Origin of the sequence: Methylibium sp. (assembly GCF_031393925.1) — a bacterium.
Classification (GTDB): domain Bacteria; phylum Pseudomonadota; class Gammaproteobacteria; order Burkholderiales; family Burkholderiaceae_C; genus Methylibium.
In genome coordinates this window covers 1-26,620 of record NZ_JANMWL010000033.1, presented here as the reverse complement: position 1 = coordinate 26,620, position 26,620 = coordinate 1, and the positions used below count along the sequence as shown (strand labels likewise).

The window sequence follows — 26,620 nt, the reverse complement described above, 5'->3', positions numbered from 1 at the left end:
CGTGCGCTTCTTTGCACCCTGGGATCACTTCCCCACCGCCGACGCCGAGGCCGATACCGCCTGGATGAACTGCTGGATCGAACAGCGCGTGCGCGAGAATCCTGCGCAGTACCTGTGGGTCCACAAGCGATTCAAGACGCGACCGGAAGGTCAAGCGCCGCTTTACTGAGCGCAGGCCACGACCGACCCTGTTCTGTGGGAAATAATCCAGCACTTGTGAAGGAGAACGCCATGACTGTTGCCGCGACATCGCCAGACAAACAACTTCTTGTCTACGCCCGTTTCAACGCCGCGCTGCGCACGCGAATAAAAACCTTGATCACCCCCGCGTTAATCGAGGAACACCGCTTGCAACCGCTAGGCCAAAACTCGGATGCCCTCCAGCGCGTGAAGAATTTTTTGAGTCGCCCGCCGAGCTATGCCTTGTATTCAAAAGTGCCGTTGCAGGAATGGCAGGTCATCCGCATGCCGATTGCACCCGGTCTCCCCCCGCAGCCGATAGACGACGACGTCTATCGCGACGAGCGCACCGCCTATCACGCGGTGTTTCTGCAGCATGTCGCCGATCTCATGGCACAGGGAGACCTCTCATGATCAATCCCTACGTGACGGGCTATTGCGAAAAGCTCACCTTGAAAGCGGGCGAGTCACAACGCTTCATGCTCAGCGGTGAAGGCGTGCGCAAGGCACGGCTGCAGATCGTGCGCCTGATCCACGGTGATGAAAACCCCGCCGGGCCAGGCTTCATCGAGCATGAAATCGCGGCAAGTTGCAATGGCGAAGTCCAGGTCGAACACCAGTTCACGCAGACCGGGAGCTTTATCGAAGTCCAAGACCCGACCGGCAAGCTGATGCTCCAGCAGGGCTTCACGGTCTACGCCTTTATCTGGCCAACCACGCCGCGCAAAGGTCGACAGGGAATACTGACCCAATGGTCGAACGCCAACCGCCAGGGCTTTGCGCTGGGCATTAATGCGCATGGCCGCCTCGCGCTATGGCTGGGCGATGGAAAAGAAGAGACTGAAGTGGCGGCCGCCTGCCCGCTGGTTGCCAAGATGTGGTACTTCGTCGCGGCGAGTTTTGACCCGGTCACCCAGACGGTCACGCTCTACCAGGAGCCGGTGGTGAATGCCTACAACAGCCTGCTGTCGGGCATCGTGCCGCTAGCTCATTCAAGCCACGTCAGCACGCGGGTATCCATCGCTCCGGCCCCTTGCCAACGCGCGCTGCTGTTTGCGGGCTATCACGAGCGTGGTGCGCATGGCGACTGCGTCGCCGGCCTCTACAACGGCAAGATTGACCGTGCGGGCGTGCAAGGCCGGGCCCTGAGTCGCACCGAACTCGACGCACTCAAGTCCGGCAGCGAGCCCCCGCCGGACGGACGCCTCGCGCGCTGGGACACCACCGCCGGCTACACCGATGCGGGCATCGAGGATCAATTGATCGATACCGGTCCGTATGGCCTGCACGGCACGGGCTATAACCGACCGGTGCGTGCCATGACGGGCTACAACTGGCGCGGCCGCGACGATTGCTTCCGCTTGGCGCCTGAGCAGTACGGTGGGATCTATTTCCACGATGACGCAATCATTGATTGCCGCTGGCGACCGAGTCTCGAATGGCAATTGCCGCCGGATTTAGCTAGCGGCGTGTACGCCGCACGTCTGCGTGGCGCGGACATCGACGTGAACGTGGAAGACCACCTCACGTTCTTCGTGCGCCCGGCGCAACCTAGCGCGAAAGTCGCGCTGCTGATGCCGACCGCGAGCTATCTCGCCTACGCCAACGAACGCTTTGTGCTGGACGAACCCGGCGTGGAAGTCGTGACCGGTCATCCGCTGGTTTTGCATGATGTTGACTACCTGCTGGCCGAGCATCCCGAATGGGGGCGTTCGAGCTACGACCATCACAGCGATGGCGCCGGCGTATGCCACTGCACTTATCGACGACCCGTCATGGGACTACGGCCCAAACACCGCATGGCGTCGACCGGCGTGCCCTGGCAGTTTCCGGCGGACCTGTCGATCGTCTACTGGCTCGAACAGAGCGGCATTGCTTATGACGTGATCACGGACGAAGACCTGCACCTAGAAGGCCTGGCCGCGATCAAACCTTACAACGTGGTCCTGAACGGCACGCATCCTGAGTACTACTCTGAACGCATGCTCGATGCGACGGAGGCGTATCTCGCGGGCGGCGGGCGGGTGATGTATCTCGGTGCCAATGGCTATTACTGGGTGGTCGCGTTTCGTACCGACACGCCCTGGTGCATGGAAATCCGCAAGCTCGATTCCGGTTCGCGTGCCTGGCAGGCGGCACCCGGTGAGTCCTACATGGCGACGACCGGCGAGAGGGGTGGGATCTGGCGTAACCGCGGCCGCCCGCCGCAGAAAATCGTGGGAGTGGGCTTCACCTCCGAAGGCATGGACGAGAGCAAGCCCTACCGCAAGCTGCCGGACAGCACCCATCCGGCCGTGGCGTGGGTGATGGAAGGCGTTACTGCAGAAGTGTTCGGCGAGACCGGGCTCGGTCTCAACGGCGCTGCCGGGATCGAACTCGATCGTTACGATCTGGCGTGGGGCACACCGCCTGACACTTGGCTGCTGGCGGCCTCGGAAGGACACTCCGATCACTACCCGCATGTGGGCGAAGAGATCATGTTCAACTTTCCAGGGCTGGGCGGAACGCAGGATTTCCAGATCCGCGGCGATGTCACGCTTTTTGGCACGACCCATGGCGGCGCAGTGTTCTCGACCGGCTCGATCGCCTGGGGGCAGGCCCTGCCCTGCAATGCTGACATCGCGCGCATCACGCTGAATGTGCTGCAGCGCTTTATGCAGGATGGGCCAGACGGCGGATAGGGCATCGACTGGCCCGCTGATCCGTTGAAGTGAGCGGCGAGGGACACACGAGGACGGGATGCGATCCAAGGCGCAAAGCGCAGCGATACCGGCAGGTATCGCGAGCGTTTGCAACGCCGCAGCGCGCCCGTATCGGGTGGACAGCGGCGCGCCGATGTCACTGATTCAGTGGGCTAGCATGGGGCGATGAACGACCGCTCAACCGGCACCGGTCCGCTGCGCGCCGCCCTCGATACCGACCCGCAGGAAACGCGCGAATGGCTCGACGCGCTGGCGGCGGTGGTGCAGCGCGGCGGTCGCGAGCGCGGGTTGTTCCTGCTCGAGCAACTGGAGCAGCAGGCGCAACAGCAGGGCATCGTGCCGCACGTGCTGCCGTACTCGGCCTACCGCAACACCTTGCCCGTCGAGCAGCAGGGCCGCTACCCCGGCGACCTGGAAATCGAGGAACGGCTCACCGTGCTGATGCGCTGGAACGCGCTGGCGATGGTGATGCGCGCCAACCAGACCTATGGCGACCTCGGCGGGCACATCGCGAGCTACGCCTCGGCGGCCGAGATCTTCGAGGTCGGCTTCAACCACTTCTTCCGAGCCGACGACCTGGTTTACTTCCAGCCGCATTCGGCGCCGGGCGTCTATGCGCGCGCCTTTCTCGAAGGGCGGCTGAGCGAGGCGCAGCTGGCGCGCTATCGGCAGGAATGCAGCCTGGAACCCGGGCAACAGGCCGGCGGCGGACTCAGCTCCTACCCGCACCCGTGGCTGATGCCCGATTTTTGGCAATTCCCCACCGGCTCGATGGGCCTCGGGCCGATCAGCGCCGTCTACCAGGCGCGCTTCATGCGCTATCTGCAGCACCGCGGCCTGGTGCCAACGCAGGACCGGCACGTCTGGGGCGTGTTCGGCGACGGCGAGATGGACGAGCCCGAATCGATCGCCGGCCTCACCCTGGCCGCGCGCGAGCGGCTCGACAACCTCACCTTCATCATCAACTGCAACCTGCAGCGCCTGGACGGCCCGGTGCGCGGCAACGGCCAGATCATCCAGGAGCTCGAGTCGCTGTTCACCGGCGCGGGCTGGAACGTCGTCAAGGTGCTGTGGGGTTCGGACTGGGACGCCCTGTTCGCTCGCGACACCGAGCATGTGCTGCTGCGTGCGCTGGCCAACACCGTGGACGGCCAGTACCAGACGCTCGGCGCCAAGGACGGCGCCTACAACATCGAGCACTTTTTCCGCCAGGACCCGCAGGTGCAGGCGCTCGTCGCGCACATGAGCGAGGCCGAGATCGACGGCCTGAAGCGCGGCGGCCACGACCTGCGCAAGCTGCATGCCGCCTTCGCCGCCGCGCGCGACCACCAGGGCCGCCCGACGGTGATCCTGGCCAAGACCAAGAAGGGCTACGGCATGGGCGGCGCGGGCGAGTCGCGCATGACCTCGCACCAGGCCAAGAAGCTCGACCTCGACGCGCTCGAGGTTTTTCGCGATCGTTTCGCGCTGCCGCTGTCGGACGCCGACCTGGCCGCGCTGCGCTTCTATCGCCCCGCGGACGACAGCGCCGAGATGCAGTACCTGCGCGAGCGTCGCGCCGCGCTCGGCGGCGCGCTGCCGCAGCGACGCCGCCATGCACCCCCGTTGGCCGTGCCGCCGTTGGCAAGCTGGGGCGCCTTTGCGCTCGACGCCGACGGCAAGGAAATGTCGACCACCATGGCCGCGGTGCGCATGATCTCGGGCCTGCTCAAAGACGCCGCGCTCGGCCCGCGCATCGTGCCCATCGTCGCCGACGAGGCGCGCACCTTCGGCATGGCCAGCCTGTTCCGCCAGATCGGCATCTACGCGCCCGACGGCCAGCTCTACGAACCCGAAGACGCCGGCTCGATGCTCAGCTACCGCGAGGCACGCGACGGCCAGCTGCTCGAAGAGGGCATCACCGAGGCCGGCGCGCTGGCGTCGTGGACGGCGGCCGCCACCGCCTACAGCGTGCATGGGATGAGCCTGCTGCCGATCTACATCTACTACTCGATGTTCGGCTTCCAGCGCGTGGGCGACCTGATCTGGGCCGCCGCCGACCAGCGCGCGCGCGGCTTCCTGTTCGGTGCCACCGCCGGCCGCACCACGCTCGGCGGCGAGGGCCTGCAGCACCAGGACGGCAGCAGCCTCGTGATGGCGGCGCAGGTGCCCAACTGCCGCGCCTGGGACCCGTGCTTCGCCGGCGAGCTGGCGGTGATCGTCGACCACGCTGCGCGCCGCATGCTCGAAGAGCAGTGCGACGAGTTCCATTACGTGACGCTCATGAACGAGAACTACGCCCAGCCCTCGCTGCCGGCCGCCGCGCATGCCGATGTGCTGCGCGGCATGGTCTTGCACGCGCACCACGACGCGCCCAATGCGCGCGCCGGCGTGCGCCTGCTCGGCTCGGGCGCGATCCTGCGCGAAGTGATCGCGGCGGCCGAGCTGCTGGCGGCCGACTGGCAGGTGGAAAGCGAAGTCTTCAGCGTCACCAGCTTCAGCGAGCTCGCCCGCGAGGCGCGCGAGGTGGGTCGCGCCAACCGCCTGCGGCCGGGCGCTGCCGAGCGCACCAGCCACGTCGCGCGCCTGCTGGCCGGCGATGCGCCGGTGATCGCCGCGACCGACTACGTGCGCGCCTGGCCGCAGCTGATTGCAGAGTACGTCGACGCGCGCTACGTCACGCTCGGCACCGACGGCTTCGGGCGCAGCGACACGCGCGCCGCGCTGCGCCGCCACTTCGAGGTGGACCGCCACAGCGTCGTGCTGGCGGCGCTGCACGCGCTGGCGCGCGAGGGCCGCATCGAGCGCTCGGTGGCCGGCGAGGCGCTGCGGCGCTACGCTATGGAGCCGGCCACCGACGCTCCCTGGAATGCCTGACGAAAGGAGACCCGCATGAAACTCGACGCCGAACAACTCGCGCGCTTCGACCGCGACGGCTACCTGTTCTTCCCCGCCCTCTTCACGCCCGAGGAGATGAAGACGCTCAGCGACGAAGTGCCGCGCCTCTACGCGATGCAGCGGCCCGAGAACGTGCGCGAGAAGACCGGCAACGTGGTCCGCACCAACTTCGCCGCGCACCTGTACAGCGCGCCGTTCGCGCGGCTGGCGCGCCACCCGCGCATGATCGATCCGGTCGAGCAGATGTTCGGCGAGGCGCTCTACATGCACCAGTTCAAGATCAACGGCAAGCAGGCCTTTGATGGCGACGTGTGGCAGTGGCACCAGGACTACGGCACCTGGCTCAACGACGACCTCATGCCCACGCCGCGCGCCATGAACGTGGCGATCTTCCTGGACGAGGTGAACGAGTTCAACGGCCCGCTGATGTTCATCCCCGGCAGCCACAAGCTCGGCGCGCTGCCCGCGGGGCACGACCTCACGACCACCAGCTATCCGCTGTGGACCATCGACAACGACACCATCGCAACGCTGGTGCGAAACGCCGCCGCGACGGCCGGCGGCCGCCACGGCGGCATCGTCGCGCCCAAGGGGCCGGCCGGCTCGATGATCATGTTTCACTCGTGCCTGGTGCATGCCAGCAGCTCCAACCTGAGCCCCTGGAGCCGCGTGAGCGTCTACCTGAGCCTGTGCGCCGTCTCCAACCACATCCGGCGCCACAAGCGCGTGGAGTACATCGCGCACCGCGATTTCACACCCATCGAATGTCTGCCCGACGACTGCCTGATCAAGCCCTGCCCGGTGGACCTGCCGTGGGCGAACGGCACGCCGGCTTCGGCACTCGTGACCTCGCTGGACGTGCTGCGCGAAGCAGGAGCGACGGTATGAGCCGCCGCCCGGGCGCCCCGCGGCGGCGAGTGCCCCGCGCGACGTGGGGGTCGGCATGAACCTGCATTCGATGCTCGAGGCGCGCGCGGCCGAGGGCAAGCCGCTCCGCGTGGCGCTGATCGGCGCGGGCAAGTTCGGCTCCATGTATTTGAGCCAGGCGCGGCGCACGCCCGGCATCCACCTCGTCGCGGTGGCCGACCTCGACCCGGCGCGCGCCAAGGCGGCGCTGATCGGCGTGGGTTGGCCTGCCGACCGACTGGGCGCGCAGTCGCTCGACGAGGCACGGCGCAGCGGCGGCACCTTCCTCACCGACGACACGCCCGCGGTGATTGCCAGCGACGCGGTAGACATCGTGATCGACGCCACCGGCTCGCCGGCCGCCGGCATTGCGCATGTGCTGGCCTGCTGCAAGCACGGCAAGCACATCGTCATGGTCAACGTGGAGGCCGATGCGCTGGCCGGGCCGCTGCTGGCCAAGAAGGCGCGCGAGGCCGGCATCGTCTACTCGCTCGCCTACGGCGACCAGCCGGCTCTCATCTGCGAAATGGTCGACTGGGCGCGCACCGCGGGCTTCGAGGTGGTGGCCGCGGGCAAGGGCACCAAGTACCTGCCCGCCTACCACGCGAGCACGCCCGACACGGTGTGGCAGCACTACGGCCTCTGCGCCGAAGAAGCCCAGGCCGGCGGCATGAACGCGCAGATGTTCAACAGCTTTCTCGACGGCACCAAGAGCGCCATCGAAATGGCCGCCGTGTCCAACGCCTGCGGCCTGACACCGGCTGAGGACGGCCTGGCCTTTCCGCCCTGCGGCGTGGACGATCTGGCGCGCCTCTTGAAGCCGCGCGCCGACGGCGGCCTGCTCACGCACCGCGGCCAGGTGGAAGTCATCTCCTGCCTCGAGCGCGATGGCAGGCCGGTGTTTCGCGACCTGCGCTGGGGCGTCTACGTCACTTTCGCGGCGGGCAGCGACTACGTGCGCCGCTGCTTCAAGGAATACGGCCTCGTCACCGACGCGAGCGGCGAGTATTCGTCGATGTACAAGCCCTTCCATTTGATCGGCCTGGAGCTTGGCGTCAGCGTGGCAAGCATCGGCCTGCGCCGCGAGCCCACGGGCGCGGCCACGGCCTGGCGCGGCGACGTGGTGGCCACCGCCAAGCGCGCACTGCGCGAAGGCGAACTGCTCGACGGCGAGGGCGGCTTCACCGTCTTCGGCAAACTCATGCCGGCCGCGGCCTCGGTGGCCGGCGGCTACTTGCCGCTCGGCCTGGCCCACCGCGTGCGATTGCGCAGCAGCGTGGCGGCCGGCCAGCCGCTACGCTGGAGCGACGTCGACGTCGATGCCCGAAGCCAGGCGGTGATGTTCCGCCGCGAAATGGAAGCGAGCCTGTCATGAGCCAACCTGCCACGCACCTTGCCCCCGAGGCCGACGCGCTGCTGCGCTTTTGGTTCGGCACCGCCGACGCCGTGCGCGCCGAGTGGTTCAGCACTAACGACGCCTTGGACGCCGAGATCGACCGCCGCTTCGGCGCCGAGATCGAAGCCGCGCTCAAGGGCAGGCTCGACCACTGGCAGGCCAGCGCGGACGGCAGCGTGGCATTGATCATTCTTCTGGACCAGTTCACTCGCAACGTCTTTCGCGGCAAGCCACGCGCCTTTGCCGGCGACGCACGCGCGCTGGCTCTCGCGCGCCGCATGGTCGCCGACGGCCGCGACCAAGCGCTGTCCCAGCTGCAGCGCTCGTTCGCCTATCTGCCGTTCGAGCATGCAGAAGACCTGGCGGCGCAGGACGAAAGCGTGCGGCTGTTCTCGGCGCTGGCGGGGGAGGGCGGTGCGCATGCGCAAGCACTGCGCGAGGCGCTGGACTATGCCGAGCGGCACCGCGAGATCATCCGGCGCTACGGGCGATTTGCGCATCGCAATGCGGTGTTGGGGCGGGCGAGCACGGCCGACGAGATCGAGTTTCTGAAGCAGCCGGGGTTGGGGTTTTGAGCGGTGCCGCCCTAATTCCAGTGTGAGTCGTCGCCTGTAGGTTGGGTCGGCTAATGCAGGGCACCGTTCCCGCCGTGAATGTGCTTTTCGTCCATGGAATGGGCCGCTCGTCGCTATCTGGTTGGCCGCTGCTTCGGCAGTTGAAACGCGCGGGTCTGACGACGACCACGTTTGGGTACATCGTCAGCCTGGAAGATTTCGTACGAATCAAAGGCAGGCTCGCTTCGCGGATCTCGGCGCTAGCAGCGCGGGGCGACTATGTGCTCATCGGGCACTCGTTGGGAGGCGTTCTGCTCAGAGCTGCTGTGAACTCCATGTCTGCGAAAACGCAGCCGCCGCGCCACGTATTTCTGTTGGGATCGCCGCTCCAGCCCGCCCGTTTGGCGATTTCGCTCGGAAGCAATCCGATCTACCGAACTCTCACTCGAGACTGCGGTCAGCTACTCGGATCGGTATCCAGAATGGCAGACGTCGGGCCTGTGTCAGCGCCAACAACGGGGATTGCCGGAATCCGCGGCATGTCCTGGAAGCCCAGTCCGTTCGGCGTTGAACTGAATGACGGAGTGGTATCACTCTCTGAAGTGAGCGCGGATTGGCTCACCGATCAGGTGCAAGTTTCATCAGTTCATACGCTCTTGCCGTCTAGCAAGCGCGTTGCTGAAATCATCTTGGAACGGCTTGAGCGAAAGATGGCCTAGATCTTCTATCCAGCCCGCCTGTCCACGCCGAATTGCTCAGGTGGACTCGAGGGCTTGGCCGGCCCCGACCCCTCTCCGCTTGGTCAACCCAGGTCCGGATTGCGCGCCACCCGCGTGCGCCCTTCACCCGCAGGCAACCAGGGCTGGGCATGGTCGCACCAGATGTCCATTTGCGGCTGCAGTTGCGAGGTGTCGTCGAGCGTTCCGCCTTTCAGGAAGACGAGCGTCGGCGCGGCCTCCACTTCACTGAGGACCGGCGAGCCGCAGGTGCCGCAGAACTTGCGCTGCACCGCCATGCCGCTCTCGCCGGTGTCGCGGTAGGTCGTCAAGGGACCGCCCTCCAGCACCAGGCTGTCGCGCGGCAAGCCGAGCACGATCGAAAACGAGGTGCCGGTTGTCTTCTGGCAATGCTTGCAATGGCAGTTGGCGGTGAACAATGGCTCGGCCGATCCACGGTAGCGCACGCGCCCGCACAAGCAGCCGCCGACGATGTCAGTCATGGTGTTCCCCTCGGGTGGCGCCGCCCTATGCGGCCCAAGAAAGTTACCACCGACAGGTGGAAATGCAAGTTCGTACGCGACCCGACGGCTCGGAACGTGTCAATGAATCTCGGCATGGAGGCTGCGTTGCATCAGGCATGAAGCCGGACGCGAAGCGCCCCACCGAGAAGCAGCCGCAAACTGCGTTGTTTAAAGATCTGCCGGTGCCTGAAGTGGCGGTCATGCAAGCGGGACAGGTTCGCGGCGCACCCCGCGTGCATCACGCGCAGCGCGACCAGATCGAACTGCGGGCCAGTGATCCGGGTCGGTGCCGCCGCCGGGCCACGCCGTCGGCGGAACCAACTATTGGTGAACAACATTTAGGGATCCGCTGGCATCGCCAAGGACCGGCTTGACGATCCGCCACGACAGCCCTGCAAACTGACCTTGCATTGGCTCTCCATCGCGCGCAATCGAGCTTGGAATCAATTCAACCGCGCCGCATTGCGCGACCAGACTGCGCTGTATCCAGGGGCTGTTTTCGTAGCTGCCAGCCATCAACACGAGCGGATGCTCGGCAAGCTGCAGCGACAGTGCCCCGGCTTCCTTCGCCGGCCCGATCACGACCCGAATCGGGCCACCCAGCGCTGCCCGGGCAGCCACGGACAGCGAATCGACGCTTGTCACCTCGTCGCGCGAAGCATCGACTCTGCGAAGCTCCGAGACGCAAGTCACGGCCAGCAGCAGGCACTGGATCACTAGGAAGGTTCTCCTCATATGCGCGGTATCGACCTGCTCCCAGAGATGCTGTGGAAAGAACTCCATCAGCGCCGGCACCGCAAAGAGCAGGAATGGGGTGCCCCAGTGCGATTGCAGGTCAGATCCGAACATCATGCCGACCAGAGGCATGAACAGCAGCGGCAAGACGCCCCAGCACCAGATCAATGTCCTGGTTGCATCGCCAGGGCTCGCCTCGGCACCGTCCGCGCCGCATCGACCCCGCCTGCGATCGCGACGCAGCTTGGCGATCACCAGGGCCAACATCACCCAGCCCGGGAGTGCGCGCTTGAAAAGTTGGTCGAGCACCCAGTGCAGCGAGTCGAACGATCGCTCGCCGAGGGACAATCGTGCGCCCAGCGACGAATCAATGGCGTAGTGGATCGGGCCGAAGTCATGTTCTTGCAACCAAAGGACATGCGGTGCGAACACCAGCGAAGCCAGGAGCACGGCCAATGCGAGACCCAGTCGATGCAAGGGATCTCGCCAAGCCCGCTGCTGCAACCAAAACGCAATCAGCGACAGCCCGGTCACTGCGATCTGGTACTTGGCCAGTGCTCCCAGGCCTAGCACCAACCCCAGTCCGGCCCACCACCCGAGTCGGCGCTCCTTGAATGCCTTCAAGCACAACCAGGCGCTCGCGACCACGAAGGGCATCAAGGCGACGTTGTGGTTGTAGATCTGCAACCGCCCGTTGTAGTACGTGATGCACAGCACCGTCAGCAGCGCCACCGTGGCATAAGCCCGTCCCCGTGCCTGCAACAGCAAGTGCCAGAACATGGCCATGGACGCCATCACGACTGCAGCCCCCGTCGCGTAGCTGGTCCAGGCCGACAAGCCGAACAAGCGAGACGGCAGCCACAGCAACCAGGTCGCGACCGGCGGATGCTTGTAATACCCCCATTCGAGCGAGCGCACCCAGGTCAGCTGCTCGATGTTGTCACCTGGAACCGGTGTGGCGACACCCACCAGCATTGCCAGCCAGACCATCGCGAACACCGACAACGCCAGCGCGATGTCGAAGCGATGCCGCCAGGGCCACAAGCGCATGCTCAGAGCGTCCGAGGCCGAGCTGCCGATGCCGGTTTGCGGCACCATGGGCGGCATCACCCGGCTCTGACCAAGGCCGTGGACAGCAACCGCCAGTGCGCAATGATCTGCGTCGGTTTCGGGAACGGCCGACGCACGCCTGGTGGGAGAAGGATGCACACCACGAGGATCGGCGACAGCGACTTAACGCCGGCTTAACTGCAATCGTCTTGCGGACGGTCGCGGGCGTTGCCGTCATGCGTCCTGCGCTCGGGGATCGGCGTTCGATCTTTCATGAGCTCTCGAGTCGGGCCCGGTCGGTTTCGCGGTCGGCATGGGCCAGACAGGGGCCAGTCCTCGAACTCGTTAAGTCTCGATTAAGTGACGCGCCGCGAGACTGCAGCGCATGCACAAACGTTGGCGGAAGTCCGCATGAGACGACTCCTGGCACCCAGGGCCATCGTGGCCAGCGGGCCGGCTGGCGTCGGCGGCGAAGATCGTCCGGCCGCGAGCCCGCACGCCAGCGCGAACGAGGCTGCCGCACCCTCGGATCGTCGAGGCGTGCCGAAGCTTTCTTGCGTCGTTCCCTGCCGCAACGAAGCAGAAAACCTGGCACGCCTGCTGCCCGCGCTGAGTGACACACTGAGCCAGTGCACGCGCGCTTGGGAGGTGATCCTGGTCGACGACGGCAGCACCGACACGACCCCACTGCTGCTGTCGGGCTGGTCCCGGCTGCCAGGGTTTCGCGTCTTGCAACTGTCCCGCAACTTCGGCAAGGAAGCCGCACTGACGGCCGGATTGCAAGCCGCGGCGGGCGACGTCGTGGTGATGATGGACGCCGACCTGCAGCACTCGCCCGCGCTGATCCCGATCTTCATCGAGCATTGGCGATCCGGTGCCGACGTGGTTTACGCGGTGCGCGAGAGCCGACATGACGAGAGCGTGTTCAAGAGGCTCGGCGCGCGCTGCTTCTACGCGCTGGTGAACGCCGCTGACCGCTTCGAGGTGCCGGCAGGCGCCGGCGACTTCAGGCTCATGGACCGCAACGTCGTCGACGCGCTGTTGAGCCTGCCAGAGCGCAACCGTTTCATGAAGGGGCTGTATGCCTGGGTCGGATTCAAGGCCGTGCCGGTACCGTACGTGCCCGAGGCGCGCACGCACGGTTGCAGCCACTTCAGCCCATTGCGTCTGGCCCGCCTGTCGCTCGACGGCCTCACCGCCTTTACCACCTGGCCCTTGCGGGCGGTGAGCGCCGTGGGCTTCGTGCTGTCGATGCTGGCGTTCCTCTACGGTGCCTACTTGACCTTGACTTACCTTCTCTTCGGAAACGATGTCAGCGGCTGGACGACGATTGCCGTCAGCCTGATGCTGTTCGCCGGCATTCAGCTGATCTCCCTGGGCATCGTGGGCGAGTACGTTGGCCGGATCTTCGAGGAAGTCAAGGCACGGCCTTTGTTCGTGATCAAGCGCGAGACGGGACAAGGCCTGAAGGCGACGCGGTCGTGACGATGCCGGCCCGTCCATCCTCGCACCGGACCGTCGTCATCGCCGCCTTGATGCTCGCGTGGCTGGCAGCCACGGCCTGGGCGCGACCGCTGATGCTGCCCGACGAAGGGCGCTACGTCGGCGTGGCGTGGGAGATGGTCCGCTCCGGCGACTGGCTGACGCCCACGCTCAATGGCTTGCCCTTCTTTCACAAACCGCCGCTGTTCTACTGGATCACGGCGGGCGCGATGTCGCTGTTCGGCCTGAACGAGTGGGCCGCCCGCGCTGCGCCGATCCTGGGCGCCTGGCTCGGCGCGTTTTCGCTGTACGTCTTCGCGCGCCGATGGAGGGGGGACCAGGTGGCCCGCCTGACCCTGCTGGCGCTGCTGGTGCAGCCGCTCTTCTACATCGGTGGTCAGTTCGCCAATCTGGACATGCTGGTTGCGGGGTGCATCAGCGCGACCATCGTGCTGCTCGCTCATGCCGCGCTGAGCGTCGAGCGCGGGTTGCCGTTCCGCCGGGCACTGGCATCGGCCTATGCCATGGCCGCGCTCGGCGTGCTCGCCAAGGGTTTGATCGGCGCCGTTATCCCCGCCCTCGTGGTGGGTGCATGGCTGCTGGTGATGCGCCGTTGGCGGGTGCTGCGGTCGCTGCTGTGGTGGCCTGGCGTGGTGATCTTCCTGGTGTTGGCGGCGCCCTGGTTCGTTGCGATGCAGGCCCGGTTCGCCGACTTTCTGGACTACTTCTTCGTCGTTCAGCACTTCAAGCGCTTCGCGGCGGGCGGGTTCAACAACGTCCAGCCGTTTTGGTTCTATCCCGCGGCGCTGATCGTCCTCAGCCTTCCCTGGCTCCCCTGGCTCCGCCAGACCCTTGCGCGAGGCTACTTGAGCGATCCCGAGCGCGGCCCAATACGGCTGCTGATGGGGCTCTGGGTGGTCATCGTGGTGCTGTTCTTCTCGATGCCGAAGTCCAAGCTGCTGGGCTACATCCTTCCCGCCGTGCCGCCGCTGGCGTTCCTGATGGCCGACGGCTTCATGTCCATCGCCAAACCCTCGCAACGCATGCGACGCCTGTGGTGGGCGAGTGTGAGCGTCACCACGGCGCTGAGCATCGGTGCCGTGGTCGGATTCGCGGTGCATCCCCTGCGCTCCTCGCGTGGCCTCGCGCTGGTGCTCGGCGCCCAGCGCGGCCCCTCCGAACCCGTGTTCATGCTGAACCACTACTACTACGACGTGCCGTTCTACGCGAGGATTCGCGCGCCCGTCATGGTGGTCGACGACTGGACGAGCCCCGACATCGGCAAGCGCGACAACTGGCGAAAGGAATTTGCCGATGCCGCACAGTTCGCCGTCGCCGGGTCCGCCTCGGCGCTGATCAATCCGGCATCGCTGAGCGCGGCCGTGTGCCAATCGCCTGTCAGCTGGGTGATCGGTGTGAGCACGGCCGGCGACCACTATCCCGTCCTCACTCGGGCACGGGTCGTCTTCACGCAGCGCGACACCACGCTGTGGAGGATCGACACCGCGGTGCCGGATATTGCTAGCTCGCTTGGCTGTGCAGGAAGGCCCAATGTCGGCTCGCCAGGTACGTGAGGACCGCGACCGCGACCAGCACGGCTGCGAGCGCCAAGTCGTAGCGCAGACCGCTCCAGTGCAGCAGCAGCGCGTAGACGGCTTCGTTGATGCTGAAGCCACCGGCGGACACCAGGAAGAAACGCGCCGCGGACCGCCCGAGCGGCGCAGCGTGATCACGGAAGGTCAAACGATGATGCCCCGCAAAGGACACGGTGAAGGCCACGAGCCAGCCGAACACGTTGGCCACCAGCGGACGCCATCCCCAGTGCTGCACCAGCCAGACCACGACGCCCCAATGCACCGCAGCCGCTGCGCAGCCGACGGCAATGAACCGGGCAATCCTTCCACGGGCCGCGACGACTCGGCTTTGGCGACGGACTGCGAGGCTGTGGTCCATGTTGCGACCGAGCATAGCCGCGCTCGCACGATCTGCATCTGCGTCGACGACTTCGGTTTGCATGCCGGCATCAACAACGCCGCGCTTCGTCTGGCCGCCATGGAGCGCATCCACGCGATCGGCTGCCTGGTCGGTGGCCCGGCGTGGAAGGCATGGCGTCGTCTGCTGCGACGCCTGGACGGGGACGACGTCGACATCGGGCTGCACCTCGATTTAACGGAGAGTCCGCTGCTGCCTGGATCGCGCCGCTCGCTGCGGGCTTTGATCGCAGCGAGCCTGTTGCGCCAGCTCGACCGGCCGGCTTTGCGCGCCGAGATTCGCGCCCAGCTCGATGCTTTCGAGCAGACGCTCGGCCACGGACCCGCGTTCGTTGATGGCCATCAACACGTGCACCAGCTTGCGGTCGTTCGCGGCGAACTGCTGGAAGAACTGGAGAACCGCTACGGCGGGCGCCCGCCCTGGCTCCGATCGACTCGCAGTGTCCACGGCGTCGGCGTTGCTGCCTATGGAGGCTGGCGCGGCATCGTGAAGCCCTGGGGCATCGAGCAGTTGGGCGCCCGGGGGCTGGCGTCCAGGGCGCGCCGGCTCGGCTTTGCGCAGAATCGCCGCCTACTGGGCGTCTACGACTTTCAGGGCGGCCCGCGGCGCTATCGCGAACTGCTCGCCGTCTGGCTTCGTTGCGCACGTGACGCCGATCTCCTGATGTGTCATCCGAGCATGCGGCTGAACGCGCAAGATGCCCTCATCGATGCGCGGCACGCAGAGTTCCAAGTGCTCGGCAGCGCGGATTTTGGCGGGATGCTGCGCAACGAAGGTGTGCGCTTGTGGCCAATGAGCAAGATCCTTGCGCGTGCCGGCTTGCCAGTCTGAGCGCGGCCGTTGAGACGTTCAGCGGGGTGGCTGCGCAAACGCGACTCGAACTTCGAGCCCGCGCCCTGAGCGCGGCGTGTGCAGGCTCACGCGAGCGTCATGTCGTTCGGCGATCGAGCGCGCGATCGCCAGACCCAGCCCGCTGCCACCCGAATCGCGTGCCAGTGTCTGCGCCGCCTCGCCGCGGTAGAAGCGGTCGAACACGCGCTCTCGCTCCGCCTGCGGTATGCCGGGGCCGCTGTCGATGACCCGCAACACGGGCCGTCCTTCGTGCACGCCGGCCTCGACATCGACCACGCCACCTGCCGGGGTGTAGCGCAGCGCGTTCTCGACGAGGTTGTTGAGCAGGATCGTGAGCTGATTGCTGTCGCCCTGGACCAGGGTGCCCGTGGGCCCTGTGGCCCCGAGATCGATGCCGCGTTGCTCGGCCTTGATGCTCGAGCTGCCCACCACCGAGCGCACCAGCTCACCCAGGTCGACCGGCTCCTTGCGTGGCACTTCTCCATCCGGCTGGGAGCGGGCGACCTGCAGCAGTTGCTCGATGAGGTGCTGCCACCTGTCGATGCCCGACGTCAGTTCGAGCAAGGCCTCTTTTCGCGATGCCTCGTCACCCGAGCGCTCGAGCAACTGCAGTTGCAGACGCAAGGCCGTGACCGGGGTGCGCAGTTCGTGCGCGGCGTCGGCAAGGAAGCGACGCTGGGCCGAGAACGCGACGGCCAGTCGGTTGATCAGATCGTTGATCGACACCACCAGCGGCGTGATCTCGTTGGGCACGTTGCTGATCGGAATCGGTTCGAGTGAATCGGCGCTGCGCGCCGCCACGTCGCGGGCTGCGCGACCCAGGGGTTGCAGCCCACGGCGAAGTCCGAACACCAGCAGGCCGCCAACGATCACGGCGAGCACCAGCAACGACGGGAAGACCGTCGCCGCCGATTCGCCCGCTATTTCCTGCCGGTCCGACACGCGCTGGGCCGCCTGCGCCACGCCATTTGCCCGCACGGCGCTGTAGACGATCCATTCATTCCCATCGACGCGAAGACGCGACAAGCCCTCGGTGGCGGTGAACGGCAGCTTCACGCGCGGATCCGATGCGTAGATGCGCTGCCCCGCCAGGGTCCAGGTCAGCGTGACGATCTCGGTGTCGTCCGGCGAGTTGATGGGTCGAGGCGGCTGCGGCGCGGCGTCACCGTCGGGCCCTTGTCCAGCGTGTTGGTAGCTCGCCACCGCCTCCGCGACGTTCTTGAGGCCCGAGTCGAACACATCGTTCATCTCGTCCGAGGTGACGATGTAGCTGACTGCGACCACGAGCACCGCCCCGAAGGCCAGCGCTCCCAATACCCACGCCAGCAGGTAACGCTCGATGGACCGCATTCAGCCTTCGGTGACGCGATACCCCACGCCACGAACATTCTTGATGGTGGCGCTGCCAAGTTTCTTGCGCAGGTGGTGCAGATGCACTTCGATCGCGTTGCTGCCGACCTCTTCGCCCCAGCCGTAGACCGACTCCTCGAGCTTCTCCCGCGACAGCACCGCGCCGGGTCGCTGCATCAGCGCTTCGAGCACCGCGAATTCCTTGGCCGAGAGATCGACGCCCTCGCCGTTCTGTGTCACCGACTTGCGCATCGGGTCCAGCATGAGTCCGCCGAATTTCAGAAACGGCGAACCGCTACCGGCATGGCGCCGCAGAAGCGCCCGCACGCGGGCCACCAATTCATCCAGGTCAAACGGTTTGAGCACATAGTCATCGGCGCCCGTCTCGAGGCCGGAGATACGGTCGCGCACCGTGTCGCGCGCCGAAGCAATCAGCACCGGCATGGAGTTCCCCATACCACGCAGCGTCGACAGGACGGCCATGCCGTCCTTCTTCGGCAGTCCTAGGTCGAGGATTGCCAGATCGTAAACACCGGTGTCCAGCGAGAGTTCAGCCGCCCGGCCGTCCGTGACCCAATCGACCGCGAAGCCGGCCTGGCTGAGGCCTTGGCGAACCGACTTGCCGATCATGGCGTCGTCTTCAATGAGCAGGATACGCATGGGGTTCAATGGGCGCCGAGCTCACGCCTTGCGCGTCGGACGCAGCCGGTCGCGTGCCAGGTCAATGAATCGATCATAGAGGCGGAGAATTCGCGCAACGGCCGGCCTCGAAGGCTTGCGCAGCATGGAGGCCGCGACGGAGCCGACCAGCGCCACCGGCAAGGCGGCCATGATGTCGAACGGAAAGTGCACACCGAGGTAGACGCGGCTCCATCCGACCACCAGCCCCATGGCGAGCAGCGGAAAAGCCCACACCGCGAATCGCCCGGTGGCGAGCGCAGCAAATGCCAGACTCCAGAGCACCGTCACGTGATCGCTCGGCAGGCCCGGATCGTTGCCGTGCTCGAGATACTGCGTGCCCAGGTGGAGTACGAACGGGCGTGGCTGCGGCCATGCGTGACCCACGATCTGCGCGATGCCCAGTGCAAGCACCACCGCCAGCAGCATCTGCAGCAGATCCCGGCGTGCCGCGTGGTCGCCTCGCACCCAGGCGACCACCATCGTCAGCGCAACCCCGTAGATCATCCACTGCGCGAGCGCAATCGCGAGCCCGAGTCGAATCGGGCCCAGCTCCGGCGGTGCGTTGATCAGTTCGAACAGATGCAGGTTGTTCATCGTCGCTGGCGACTGCCATGCCCTGTGCATGAATGACGCAGCCTCACGGTTCGATCGTCGCGTGCCCGAACTTAACGCTGACTTAACCCTCGGTAGCGCGATTGATGAGCGCGCTTGCTTGCGGCGGTGGGGCAGGTCAATCCACGAAGAAATCCGGAATGAAGTCGGTCGTCCCCGGCGTCACGCTGTACTTCTCCAGGTCGGTGATGCCGTGCTGTGCGAGCAGTTCGTCGTCGATGAAGAAGTTGCCGGTGGTGGTCTTGGCGTCGCTGGTGAAGATCAGGTAGGCGGCGTCGGACAGGATCTCCGGCGTGCGGCACTTGGCCACGTCGATGCCCGGGATCATCTGCAGCGCCGCCGTGGCGATGGCGGTGCGCGGCCACAGGCTGTTGACGCCGATGCCATAGGGCTTGAACTCGGCCGCGTGGCCGAGCGTGCACTGGCTCATGCCGTACTTGGCCATGGTGTAGGCCACGTGGTCCTTGAACCAGTGCGCCTTCATCGACAGCGGCGGCGACATGTTGAGCACCATCGCGTTGCGCCCGGCTTCTGCGCTCTTGATGAGGTGCGGCAGGCAAGCCTGCGTACACAGGTAGGTGCCGCGCACGTTCACGCCGAACATCAGGTCGAAGCGCTTCATCGGCGTGGCCTGCGTGGGCGTGAGGCTGATGGCGCTGGCGTTGTTGACCAGGATGTCGATGCCGCCGAAGCGCTCCACCGTCGCTGCCACCGCCGCGAGGACGCTCGCTTCGTCGCGGATGTCTCCGGCGATCGGCAGCGCCTGGCCACCGGCGGCGATGATCTCTTCGGCCGCGCTGTAGATCGTGCCAGGCAGCTTGGGGTTGGCCTCGGTGGTCTTGGCGATCAGCGCGATGTTGGCGCCGTCGGCCGCCGCGCGCTTGGCGATCGCCAGGCCAATGCCGCGGCTCGCGCCGGTGATGAACAGGGTCTTGCCCTTGAGCTTCATAACTGTCTCCTCGGTGGATGCCTAGACGGATGATCCGCTGACTCCCGCGCTCCGGGGTCTTACTCCCTCGCCCCTTTGGGGAGAGGGCTGGGGTGAGGGGCCGCGCGCACTGGCCTCACACCTTGTTGAAGTCGGGCTTGCGCTTGTCCATGAAGGCCGAGACCGCCTCGCGCGCCGCCGGCTCGCGCAGCATGCGGGCAAACACCTCGCCCTCGGCGGTCATGCGCTTGCGCACCGCGTCGGTCTGCTCGGCCTTCATGAAGCGCTTGGTCTCGAGCAGCGAGCTTTGCGGTTTGTCGGCCAGCTTCCTGGCCTGCGCCTGCGCAAAGCGGTTCACTTCGTTCGGCGGCAGGATGCGGTTGACGAGGCCCCACTCCTGGGCTTGCTCGGCGCCGAAGGGCTCGCCGAGCAGCAGCGTCTCAGCCGCGCGCACATGCCCCAGGCGTTGCGGCAGCAGCAGGCTCGACGCCGCTTCCGGGCACACGCCGAGGTTCACGAACGGCAGGCTGAACTTGGCGTTGTCGCCGGCATAGACCAGGTCGCAGTGCAGCAGCAAGGTGGTGCCGATGCCGACCGCCGCGCCGCACACCGCACCGATCACCGGTTTGGGAAAGCCGCTGATGCCGTGCAGGAAGCGCCACACCGGCGCGCTCTCGTCGGTAGGCGGGTTGTTCATGAAGTCGCCGAGGTCATTGCCGGCGCTGAAGATCAGCTCGTGGCCCTGGATCACCACGACGCGCACCGCGGCGTCCTCGCGCGCCGCCTCCAGCGCGACGGCGAGCGCGGCGTACATCGCGGCGGTGATGGAGTTTTTCTTGTCGAGACGGTTGAAGGTCAGCGTCATGACGCCGGCCTCGGTGTGGATCAGGATGTCGCTCATCGCGAGGCTCTCCGGGTAATGGGTTGGGTGACGGGTTGGGTGACGGATTGTTGGATCGGCTGCGACAGATCGTGCATCTTCGCGCGGATTCTCTGGCTCAGACGCGCTCGAAGATGCCGGCCGCGCCTTGCCCGGTGCCCACGCACATCGTCACCATGCCGTATTTGAGGTTGTGGCGGCGCAGCGCATGCACGACGGTGGCCGCGCGGATCGCGCCGGTGGCGCCGAGCGGGTGGCCGAGCGCGATGGCGCCGCCCATCGGGTTGACGCGTGCGCGGGCGATGTCGAGCGTGTTCAGCACCGCGAGCGCCTGCGCGGCGAAGGCTTCGTTGAGTTCGATCCAGTCGAGCTGGTCCTTCGTCAGGCCGGCCAGCTTCAGCGCCGCAGGAATGGCCTCGATCGGGCCGATGCCCATGATCTGCGGCGGCACGCCCTTGATCGCATAGCTGACGAAGCGCGCCAGTGGTTGCAGGCCGAACTGTTTGACGGCGCGCTCGGAGGCGAGGATCAGGCAGCCGGCGCCGTCGCTGGTCTGCGAGCTGTTGCCGGCCGTCACCGACCCCATGCCGGTGGCCTTGCCGCCGGCATCCCGCGACGCGGCGAACACCGCGCGCAGCTTGGCCAGGCCCTCGGCCGAGGTGTCCTTGCGCGGGCCTTCGTCGAGGCTCACGGTCTTGCGGGTAAGGATCGTGCTGCCGTCGTCGAGGTTCGGACTGCGGTCCACCACGTCGATCGGCGTGATCTCGTCCGCGAACTCGCCGTCGGCCTGCGCCTTCAGCGCCTTCAGGTGGCTCTGCAGCGCGAACTCGTCCTGCGCTTCGCGCGAGACCTTCCACTGTGCCGCCACCTTCTCGGCCGTGAGGCCCATGCCGTAGGCGATGCCGATGTTCTCGTCGTTGGCGAACACGGCCGGGTTGAACGAAGGCGTGTGGCCGCTCATCGGCACCATGCTCATGCTCTCGGCCCCGGCGGCGATCATCACGTCGGCCTCGCCGACGCGGATGCGGTCGGCCGCCATCTGCACGGCGGTCAGGCCCGAGGCGCAGAAGCGGTTGACGGTCACCCCGCCCACGCCGCTCGGCAGCCCGGCCAGCAGCACCGCGATGCGCCCCATGTTCAGGCCCTGCACGCCCTCGGGCATGGCGCAGCCGACGATGGCGTCCTCGATCGCCTTCGGGTCGAGCGTGGGCACCTGCTTCAAGGCGCCGTGGATCGCGGCGACCAGCAGGTCGTCGGAGCGCAGGTTGCGAAACACGCCGCGGCCCGGATTGCCGATGGGCGTGCGGGTGGCGGCGACGATGTCGGCGTCCTGGACTTGCTTGGTCATGGTCGGGTCCTTGGTGTTCTTGCCTGCCCTGCTCGGCGGCAGGGGCGAAGGCATCAGTTGCGCACCGGCTTGCCGGTCTGCAGCATGCCCATGATGCGTTCCTGGGTCTTCGGGTGTTCTAGCAAGCCGCAGAAGCGTTCGCGCTCCATTGCCATCAGGTAGTCCTCGCTCACCAGCGAGCCCGCGTCCACGTCGCCGCCGCAAATCACTTCGGCGATCAGGGCGCTGATGTGGGAGTCGTGCGCGCTGATGAAGGCGCCGCCCTGCAGGTTGGCGAGCTGGCCCTTGAGGGTGGCGACGGCGCCGCGCCCGGCCACCGGGAACAGTCGTTTGACCGGCGCGCGGTAGCCGCTCGCGAACAGCGCCTTGGCTTGCTGGATCGCCACGAACAGCAGCTCGTCCTTGTGGGCAACGATCACGTCGCTCTCCAGCAGGTAGCCGAGCGCGAGGCTCTCGATGGCGCTGGTACCGACCTTGGCCATCGCCGCGCTGGTGAAGCCGTCGATGGCGAACTTCAGGATGTCGGCGTTGGCGTTGCCTGCGCCGGCCATCTCGGCCGCACGGCGTGCGATGTAGGCCAGGCCGCCGCCGCCGGGGATGAGACCGACGCCCACTTCCACCAGGCCCATGTAGCTTTCCATCGCGGCGACGCGCCGCGCCGAATGCAGCGCCAGCTCGCAGCCGCCGCCGAGCGCGATGCCGCGGATGGCGCTCACCACCGGCACCTGCGCATAGCGGATGCGCAGCATGGCGTCCTGCAGCTTTTTTTCTTCGGGCGCGATGCCCTTGGCGCCCGATTTCATGAAGATCGGCATCAGCGCCTCGAGGTTGGCGCCGGCCGAGAACACGTCGTCGGGCGACCAGATCACGAGGCCCTGGAAGTCGGCCTCGGCAAGCTCGACGGCCCGGAGCAAGCCCTCGGTCACGGTCGGGCTGATGAGGTGCAGCTTGGCGGTGATGGAGGCGATCAGCACCTCGCCGTCGAGCGTCCACACGCGCAGCTCCGCGTTGCGATAAAGCTCAGTGCCCGACTCGAGCGGCCCCACCGCGCCGGCGCCGAACACGTTCTCGGGAAAGTGCTGGCGTTCGTAGACCGGCAGCCGGCGACGCGGCACGTAGGCCTCGAGGCTGGGCGACCACGAGCCTTCGGTCGTGTGGACGCCCGCGCTGGCCACCGGGCCATCGAACACCCAGGCCGGCAGCGGCGCCCTGCTGAGCGCCTTGCCCGCGTCGATGTCGCTCTTGACCCACTCGGCCACCTGCTTCCAGCCGGCCGCCTGCCACAGCTCGAAGGGGCCTTGCGAGGCGCCGAAGCCCCAGCGCATGGCGAAGTCGATGTCGCGCGCCGTCTCGGCAATGTCTTCGAGATGCACCGCCGCGTAATGAAAGCTGTCGCGCAAGATCGCCCACAGGAATTGCGCCTGCGGATGGCTGCTTTCGCGCAGCAGCTTGAGCCGCTCGGGGGGTGCTTTCTTGAGCATGCGCGCGACGATCTCGTCGGCCTTGCCACCCGCGGCCACGTACTCCTGCTTGACCGGATCGAGGCGAAGAATGTCCTTGCCCACCTTCTTGAAGAATCCCGCGCCGCTCTTCTGCCCGAGCGCACCGGCCTTGATCAAGCCGGCCAGCACCGGCGGCGTCGCATAGCTTGCAAAGAACGGGTCGCCTGCCAGGTTGTCCTGCAAGGTCTTGATGACATGCGCCATCGTGTCCAGGCCCACCACGTCGGCGGTGCGGAAGGTGCCCGAGCTGGCGCGGCCGAGCTTCTTGCCGGTCAGGTCATCGACCACGTCGTAGCTCAAGCCAAAGGTCTCGGCCTCCTTCATCGTGGCCAGCATGCCGGCGATGCCGACGCGGTTGGCAATGAAGTTGGGCGTGTCCTTGGCGCGCACCACGCTCTTGCCCAGGAAGGTGGTGACGAAGCTCTCCAGCTCGTCGAGCACGCGGGCCTCGGTGGTGGGCGTGTCGATCAGCTCCACCAGCGCCATGTAGCGCGGCGGGTTGAAGAAGTGAATGCCGCAAAAGCGCGGCTTGATCGACTCGGGCAGCGCAGCGCAAAGCGTCGTGATCGACAGGCCCGAGGTGTTGCTCGCCACGATGGCCCGCGGCGCCACGAACGGCGCGATCTTCACGTACAGCTCGAGCTTCCAGTCCATGCGCTCGGCAATGGCCTCGATCACCAGGTCGCATTCGCCGAGCAGGCCCAGGTGCTCGTCGTAGTTGGCAGCCGTGATCAGCGCCGCGTCATCGGTCACGCCGAGCGGCGCGGGCTTGAGCTTCTTCAGGTTCTCGATCGCCCTCTGGGCGATGCCCGACTTGGGGCCGTCCTTGGCAGGCAGGTCGAACAACACCACCGGCACTCTCACGTTGACCAGATGCGCGGCGATCTGCGCGCCCATCACGCCGGCACCGAGCACGGCGACCTTGCGGACTTGAAAACGACTCATGGCGATTGCCTTTCGTTGATGCTTGCTGATGGGACCGGGCTCATTCGACTCTCAGCCAGGTCTGCGTGCGGCCCAGCAGCGGCGCGCCGATGTAGCCGCGCACCTCGAGCTTCTGGCCGCCGTCGACCGGCTTGATGCGCACCTTGTAGGTCTTGCCGTTGTTCGGGTCGAGGATCTCACCGCCGTCCCACAGCGCCGCGTCGCCAGCGTTCTGCTTGACGTTGCGCACGATGGTCATGCCGAGCACCGGCTGGTCCTTGCGCTCGTCGCTGCACGGGTCGCACTTCGCGTCCTGTTTGGCCGGGTCGAGCAGTTTCTCGATCTTGCCGGTGTAGACGCCGCCCGATGCGCTGAAGCGCACGAGCGATTCCTCCTTGCCGGTGTCGTCGTCGACGGTCTTCCACAGGCCGACCGGCGAGATCTGAGCCTGCGCTGCGAGGACCGCAACAGCGAGCACGAGGCCCGCAGCGAATGGTTTGGTCATGGTCGTCGTCGTGTCCCGTCGAGCGCCGTTCAGAACAGTGCTTCTTTCATCTCGAACAGCGGCCCCACGCCGGCACGCGCGGTGCGGATCAGCATCGCGGTCTCGGGCAGCAGCTTGGCGAAATAGAAGCGTGCGGTGGCGAGCTTGGCGGCGTAGAACGGGTCGCCGCTGGTTTGCGGATTCTTCTGCTGGTCGAGCGCGATCTTCGCCGAGCGGGCGAAGAAATACGCGAACACCAGGTGGCCGACCACGCGCAGGTAATCCACCGCCGCGGCACCCACCTCGTCGGCATTGCCCAAGGCCTTCATGCCCAGCTCGGCGCTCAGCTTGGTGAGCTTGTCGCCCAGGTCGGCGAGCGGGTTCACGAACTCCTGCATGGCCTCGTTCGTGCCTTCTTCTTCGACCAAGGCCTCGATGAGCTTGCCGAACTTCCTGAGCTTGGCGCCGTTGTCGCCCAGCACCTTGCGGCCCAGCAGGTCCAGCGACTGGATGGTGTTGGTGCCTTCGTAGATCATGTTGATGCGGGCATCGCGCACGAACTGCTCCATGCCCGATTCGCGGATGTAGCCGTGTCCGCCATAGACCTGCATGCAATGCGAAGTGGCGAGCCAGGCGTTGTCGGTGATGAAGGCCTTGACGATGGGCGTGAGCAGCGCCACCTGGTCGGCCGCGTCGCGCTTCACTTCCTCGTCCGGGTGCGACAGCTCGCGATCGATCATCAGCGCGGTGTAGAGCGACAGCATGCGGCCGCCCTCGGCATAGGCGCGCGCGGTGAGCAGCATCTTGCGCACGTCGGGGTGAACGATGATCGGATCGGCCGGCTTGTCGGGCGCCTTGGGGCCGGACAGCGAGCGCATCTGGATGCGGTCCTTGGCATAGGCGGCCGCGTTCTGGTAGGCCACCTCGGTCAGGCCCAGCGACTGCATGCCCACCCCGAGTCGCGCCGCGTTCATCATCACGAACATCGCGGCCAGGCCCTTGTGCGGCTGGCCCACCAGGGTACCGGTGGCGCCGTCCAGGCTGAGCTGCGCGGTGGCGTTGCCGTGAATGCCCATCTTGTGTTCCAGGCCGGTGCAAAAGATCGGGTTGCGCTCGCCGAGCGTGCCGTCCGGCTTGACCAGGAACTTGGGCACCACGAACAGCGAGATGCCCTTGGAGCCCAGCGGCGAATCCGGCAGGCGCGCCAGCACCAGGTGGATGATGTTTTCGGTGAGGTCGTGCTCGCCCGAGCTGATGAAGATCTTGCTGCCGGTGATCTTGTAGCTGCCGTCCGCCTGGGGCTCGGCCTTGCTGCGCAACAGCCCCAAGTCGGTGCCGCAGTGCGACTCGGTCAGGCACATGGTGCCGGTCCATTCGCCGCTGGTGAGCTTGGGCAGATAGGTCGCCTGCTGCTCTTGTGTGCCGTGCGCGTGCAGCGCCTCGTAGGCGCCGTGCGTGAGGCCGGAGTACATGGTCCAGGCCTGGTTGGCCGAGTTGAGCATCTCGTAGACGCACTGGTTGACGGTGATCGGCAGGCCCTGGCCACCGAATGCCGGGTCGCAGGAGAGCGCCGGCCAACCGCCTTCGACGTACTGCGCATAGGCCTGCTTGAAGCCTTCGGGCGTGCGTACCGCATGCGTGCTCTTGTCGAGCGTGCAGCCCTGCTCGTCGCCGCCGATGTTGAGCGGGAAGGCCACCTCGGCGGCGAACTTGCCGGCTTCTTCGAGCACCGCGTTGATGGTGTCGGCGTCGATCTCGGCATGCGCCGGCATTGACTTGAATTCGTCGGTCACGGCCAGCAGTTCGTGCAGCACGAACTGCATGTCGCGGATCGGGGGGGTGTAGGTCGGCATGAAGGCTCCGGGGCGTAAGGCAAATCGTGGGGGAACGAGGATGTGTCGGGGATGGCCGGCCGGGGCTTTCAGTCAGCGCGCTTCTTGCGCGT

At 66.4% G+C, this 26,620-nt stretch carries 23 protein-coding genes and 1 pseudogene; 11 read left to right on the top strand and 13 right to left on the bottom strand.

Annotated elements, in window-relative coordinates; translation table 11 throughout:
* From RMO12_RS02195 to RMO12_RS02160, 8 genes and pseudogenes are all read left to right on the top strand, one after another.
* Positions 1 to 169: pseudogene (locus RMO12_RS02195) on the top strand (lipid A biosynthesis acyltransferase); the annotation flags it as partial.
* A gap of 62 nt (positions 170 to 231) precedes the next feature.
* Complete coding sequence (locus RMO12_RS02190; protein ID WP_309638047.1) at positions 232 to 594, top strand: hypothetical protein; 363 nt, start codon at positions 232 to 234, stop codon at positions 592 to 594.
* Entirely contained in the window at positions 591 to 2,861 is a 2,271-nt protein-coding gene (locus tag RMO12_RS02185; RefSeq protein WP_309638046.1) for a N,N-dimethylformamidase beta subunit family domain-containing protein, read from the top strand. Before RMO12_RS02190 ends, RMO12_RS02185 begins: the two co-directional genes overlap by 4 nt.
* A 186-nt stretch (positions 2,862 to 3,047) precedes the next feature.
* Entirely contained in the window at positions 3,048 to 5,738 is a 2,691-nt protein-coding gene (gene mdeB, locus RMO12_RS02180) for an alpha-ketoglutarate dehydrogenase (protein ID WP_309638045.1), read from the top strand.
* A gap of 15 nt (positions 5,739 to 5,753) precedes the next feature.
* The gene (locus RMO12_RS02175; RefSeq protein WP_309638044.1) at positions 5,754 to 6,647 is read left to right on the top strand and encodes a phytanoyl-CoA dioxygenase family protein; all 894 of its coding nucleotides are present in this window, start codon (positions 5,754 to 5,756) and stop codon (positions 6,645 to 6,647) included.
* Positions 6,648 to 6,702: 55 nt separating this feature from the next.
* On the top strand, positions 6,703 to 8,040 hold the full coding sequence (locus RMO12_RS02170; RefSeq protein ID WP_309638043.1) for a Gfo/Idh/MocA family oxidoreductase: 1,338 nt from the start codon (positions 6,703 to 6,705) through the stop codon (positions 8,038 to 8,040).
* Positions 8,037 to 8,636: a DUF924 family protein gene (locus tag RMO12_RS02165; protein WP_309625639.1), complete on the top strand. Its 600-nt coding sequence runs from the start codon at positions 8,037 to 8,039 to the stop codon at positions 8,634 to 8,636. Before RMO12_RS02170 ends, RMO12_RS02165 begins: the two co-directional genes overlap by 4 nt.
* Before the next feature lie 74 nt (positions 8,637 to 8,710).
* Positions 8,711 to 9,334, top strand: coding sequence for an alpha/beta fold hydrolase (locus RMO12_RS02160; protein WP_309638042.1), 624 nt, complete (start codon positions 8,711 to 8,713; stop codon positions 9,332 to 9,334).
* Between the two features lie 83 nt (positions 9,335 to 9,417).
* Here the strand turns inward: RMO12_RS02160 and RMO12_RS02155 are convergent, their stop codons facing one another.
* The 3 genes from RMO12_RS02155 to RMO12_RS02145 all read right to left on the bottom strand — a co-directional run bounded on the left by RMO12_RS02155 (position 9,418) and on the right by RMO12_RS02145 (position 11,697).
* Positions 9,418 to 9,834, bottom strand: coding sequence for a GFA family protein (locus RMO12_RS02155; RefSeq protein WP_309625637.1), 417 nt, complete (start codon positions 9,832 to 9,834; stop codon positions 9,418 to 9,420).
* Between the two features lie 131 nt (positions 9,835 to 9,965).
* On the bottom strand, positions 9,966 to 10,193 hold the full coding sequence (locus tag RMO12_RS02150) for a hypothetical protein (RefSeq protein WP_309638041.1): 228 nt from the start codon (positions 10,191 to 10,193) through the stop codon (positions 9,966 to 9,968).
* Positions 10,177 to 11,697 carry a glycosyltransferase family 39 protein gene (locus RMO12_RS02145; protein WP_309638040.1) on the bottom strand — a complete coding sequence of 507 codons (1,521 nt, stop codon included), beginning with the start codon at positions 11,695 to 11,697 and terminating at the stop codon, positions 10,177 to 10,179. The genes RMO12_RS02150 and RMO12_RS02145 overlap by 17 nt, the downstream gene beginning before the upstream one ends.
* Before the next feature lie 354 nt (positions 11,698 to 12,051).
* Here RMO12_RS02145 and RMO12_RS02140 point away from each other — a divergent pair, with 354 nt between their 5' ends.
* Both RMO12_RS02140 and RMO12_RS02135 read left to right on the top strand, forming a co-directional pair.
* On the top strand, positions 12,052 to 13,125 hold the full coding sequence (locus tag RMO12_RS02140) for a glycosyltransferase family 2 protein (RefSeq protein WP_309638039.1): 1,074 nt from the start codon (positions 12,052 to 12,054) through the stop codon (positions 13,123 to 13,125).
* Between the two features lie 2 nt (positions 13,126 to 13,127).
* Positions 13,128 to 14,696, top strand: a complete 1,569-nt coding sequence (locus RMO12_RS02135) for a glycosyltransferase family 39 protein (protein WP_309638048.1) — start codon at positions 13,128 to 13,130, stop codon at positions 14,694 to 14,696.
* Here the strand turns inward: RMO12_RS02135 and RMO12_RS02130 are convergent.
* Complete coding sequence (locus RMO12_RS02130; protein WP_309638038.1) at positions 14,644 to 14,979, bottom strand: GtrA family protein; 336 nt, start codon at positions 14,977 to 14,979, stop codon at positions 14,644 to 14,646. The two genes, RMO12_RS02135 and RMO12_RS02130, sit on opposite strands and share 53 nt — an antisense overlap.
* Between RMO12_RS02130 and RMO12_RS02125 the strand changes: the two genes are divergently transcribed.
* Entirely contained in the window at positions 14,974 to 15,945 is a 972-nt protein-coding gene (locus RMO12_RS02125; protein WP_309638037.1) for a ChbG/HpnK family deacetylase, read from the top strand. The two genes, RMO12_RS02130 and RMO12_RS02125, sit on opposite strands and share 6 nt — an antisense overlap.
* Before the next feature lie 18 nt (positions 15,946 to 15,963).
* Here RMO12_RS02125 and RMO12_RS02120 read toward each other — a convergent pair whose 3' ends face one another.
* The 9 genes from RMO12_RS02120 to RMO12_RS02080 all read right to left on the bottom strand — a co-directional run bounded on the left by RMO12_RS02120 (position 15,964) and on the right by RMO12_RS02080 (position 26,528).
* Positions 15,964 to 17,316 carry an ATP-binding protein gene (locus RMO12_RS02120; RefSeq protein WP_309638036.1) on the bottom strand — a complete coding sequence of 451 codons (1,353 nt, stop codon included), beginning with the start codon at positions 17,314 to 17,316 and terminating at the stop codon, positions 15,964 to 15,966.
* Complete coding sequence (locus tag RMO12_RS02115) at positions 17,317 to 17,976, bottom strand: response regulator (RefSeq protein WP_309638035.1); 660 nt, start codon at positions 17,974 to 17,976, stop codon at positions 17,317 to 17,319. It lies immediately after the preceding gene.
* A 21-nt stretch (positions 17,977 to 17,997) separates the two neighbouring features.
* Positions 17,998 to 18,591, bottom strand: coding sequence for an undecaprenyl-diphosphatase (locus tag RMO12_RS02110; RefSeq protein WP_309624366.1), 594 nt, complete (start codon positions 18,589 to 18,591; stop codon positions 17,998 to 18,000).
* A gap of 136 nt (positions 18,592 to 18,727) precedes the next feature.
* Positions 18,728 to 19,558 carry an NAD(P)-dependent oxidoreductase gene (locus RMO12_RS02105; protein WP_309638034.1) on the bottom strand — a complete coding sequence of 277 codons (831 nt, stop codon included), beginning with the start codon at positions 19,556 to 19,558 and terminating at the stop codon, positions 18,728 to 18,730.
* A 115-nt stretch (positions 19,559 to 19,673) separates the two neighbouring features.
* Positions 19,674 to 20,438, bottom strand: coding sequence for an enoyl-CoA hydratase (locus RMO12_RS02100; RefSeq protein WP_309638033.1), 765 nt, complete (start codon positions 20,436 to 20,438; stop codon positions 19,674 to 19,676).
* Positions 20,439 to 20,535: 97 nt separating this feature from the next.
* Positions 20,536 to 21,765: an acetyl-CoA C-acyltransferase gene (locus tag RMO12_RS02095; protein WP_309638032.1), complete on the bottom strand. Its 1,230-nt coding sequence runs from the start codon at positions 21,763 to 21,765 to the stop codon at positions 20,536 to 20,538.
* A 53-nt stretch (positions 21,766 to 21,818) separates the two neighbouring features.
* Positions 21,819 to 24,212: a 3-hydroxyacyl-CoA dehydrogenase/enoyl-CoA hydratase family protein gene (locus RMO12_RS02090; RefSeq protein ID WP_309638031.1), complete on the bottom strand. Its 2,394-nt coding sequence runs from the start codon at positions 24,210 to 24,212 to the stop codon at positions 21,819 to 21,821.
* Positions 24,213 to 24,252: 40 nt separating this feature from the next.
* Positions 24,253 to 24,696 (bottom strand): DUF2147 domain-containing protein, encoded by a 444-nt coding sequence (locus RMO12_RS02085; RefSeq protein WP_309638030.1) that lies wholly within the window; start codon positions 24,694 to 24,696, stop codon positions 24,253 to 24,255.
* A gap of 29 nt (positions 24,697 to 24,725) precedes the next feature.
* Complete coding sequence (locus RMO12_RS02080; protein WP_309638029.1) at positions 24,726 to 26,528, bottom strand: acyl-CoA dehydrogenase C-terminal domain-containing protein; 1,803 nt, start codon at positions 26,526 to 26,528, stop codon at positions 24,726 to 24,728.
* Positions 26,529 to 26,620: the final 92 nt, after the last annotated feature.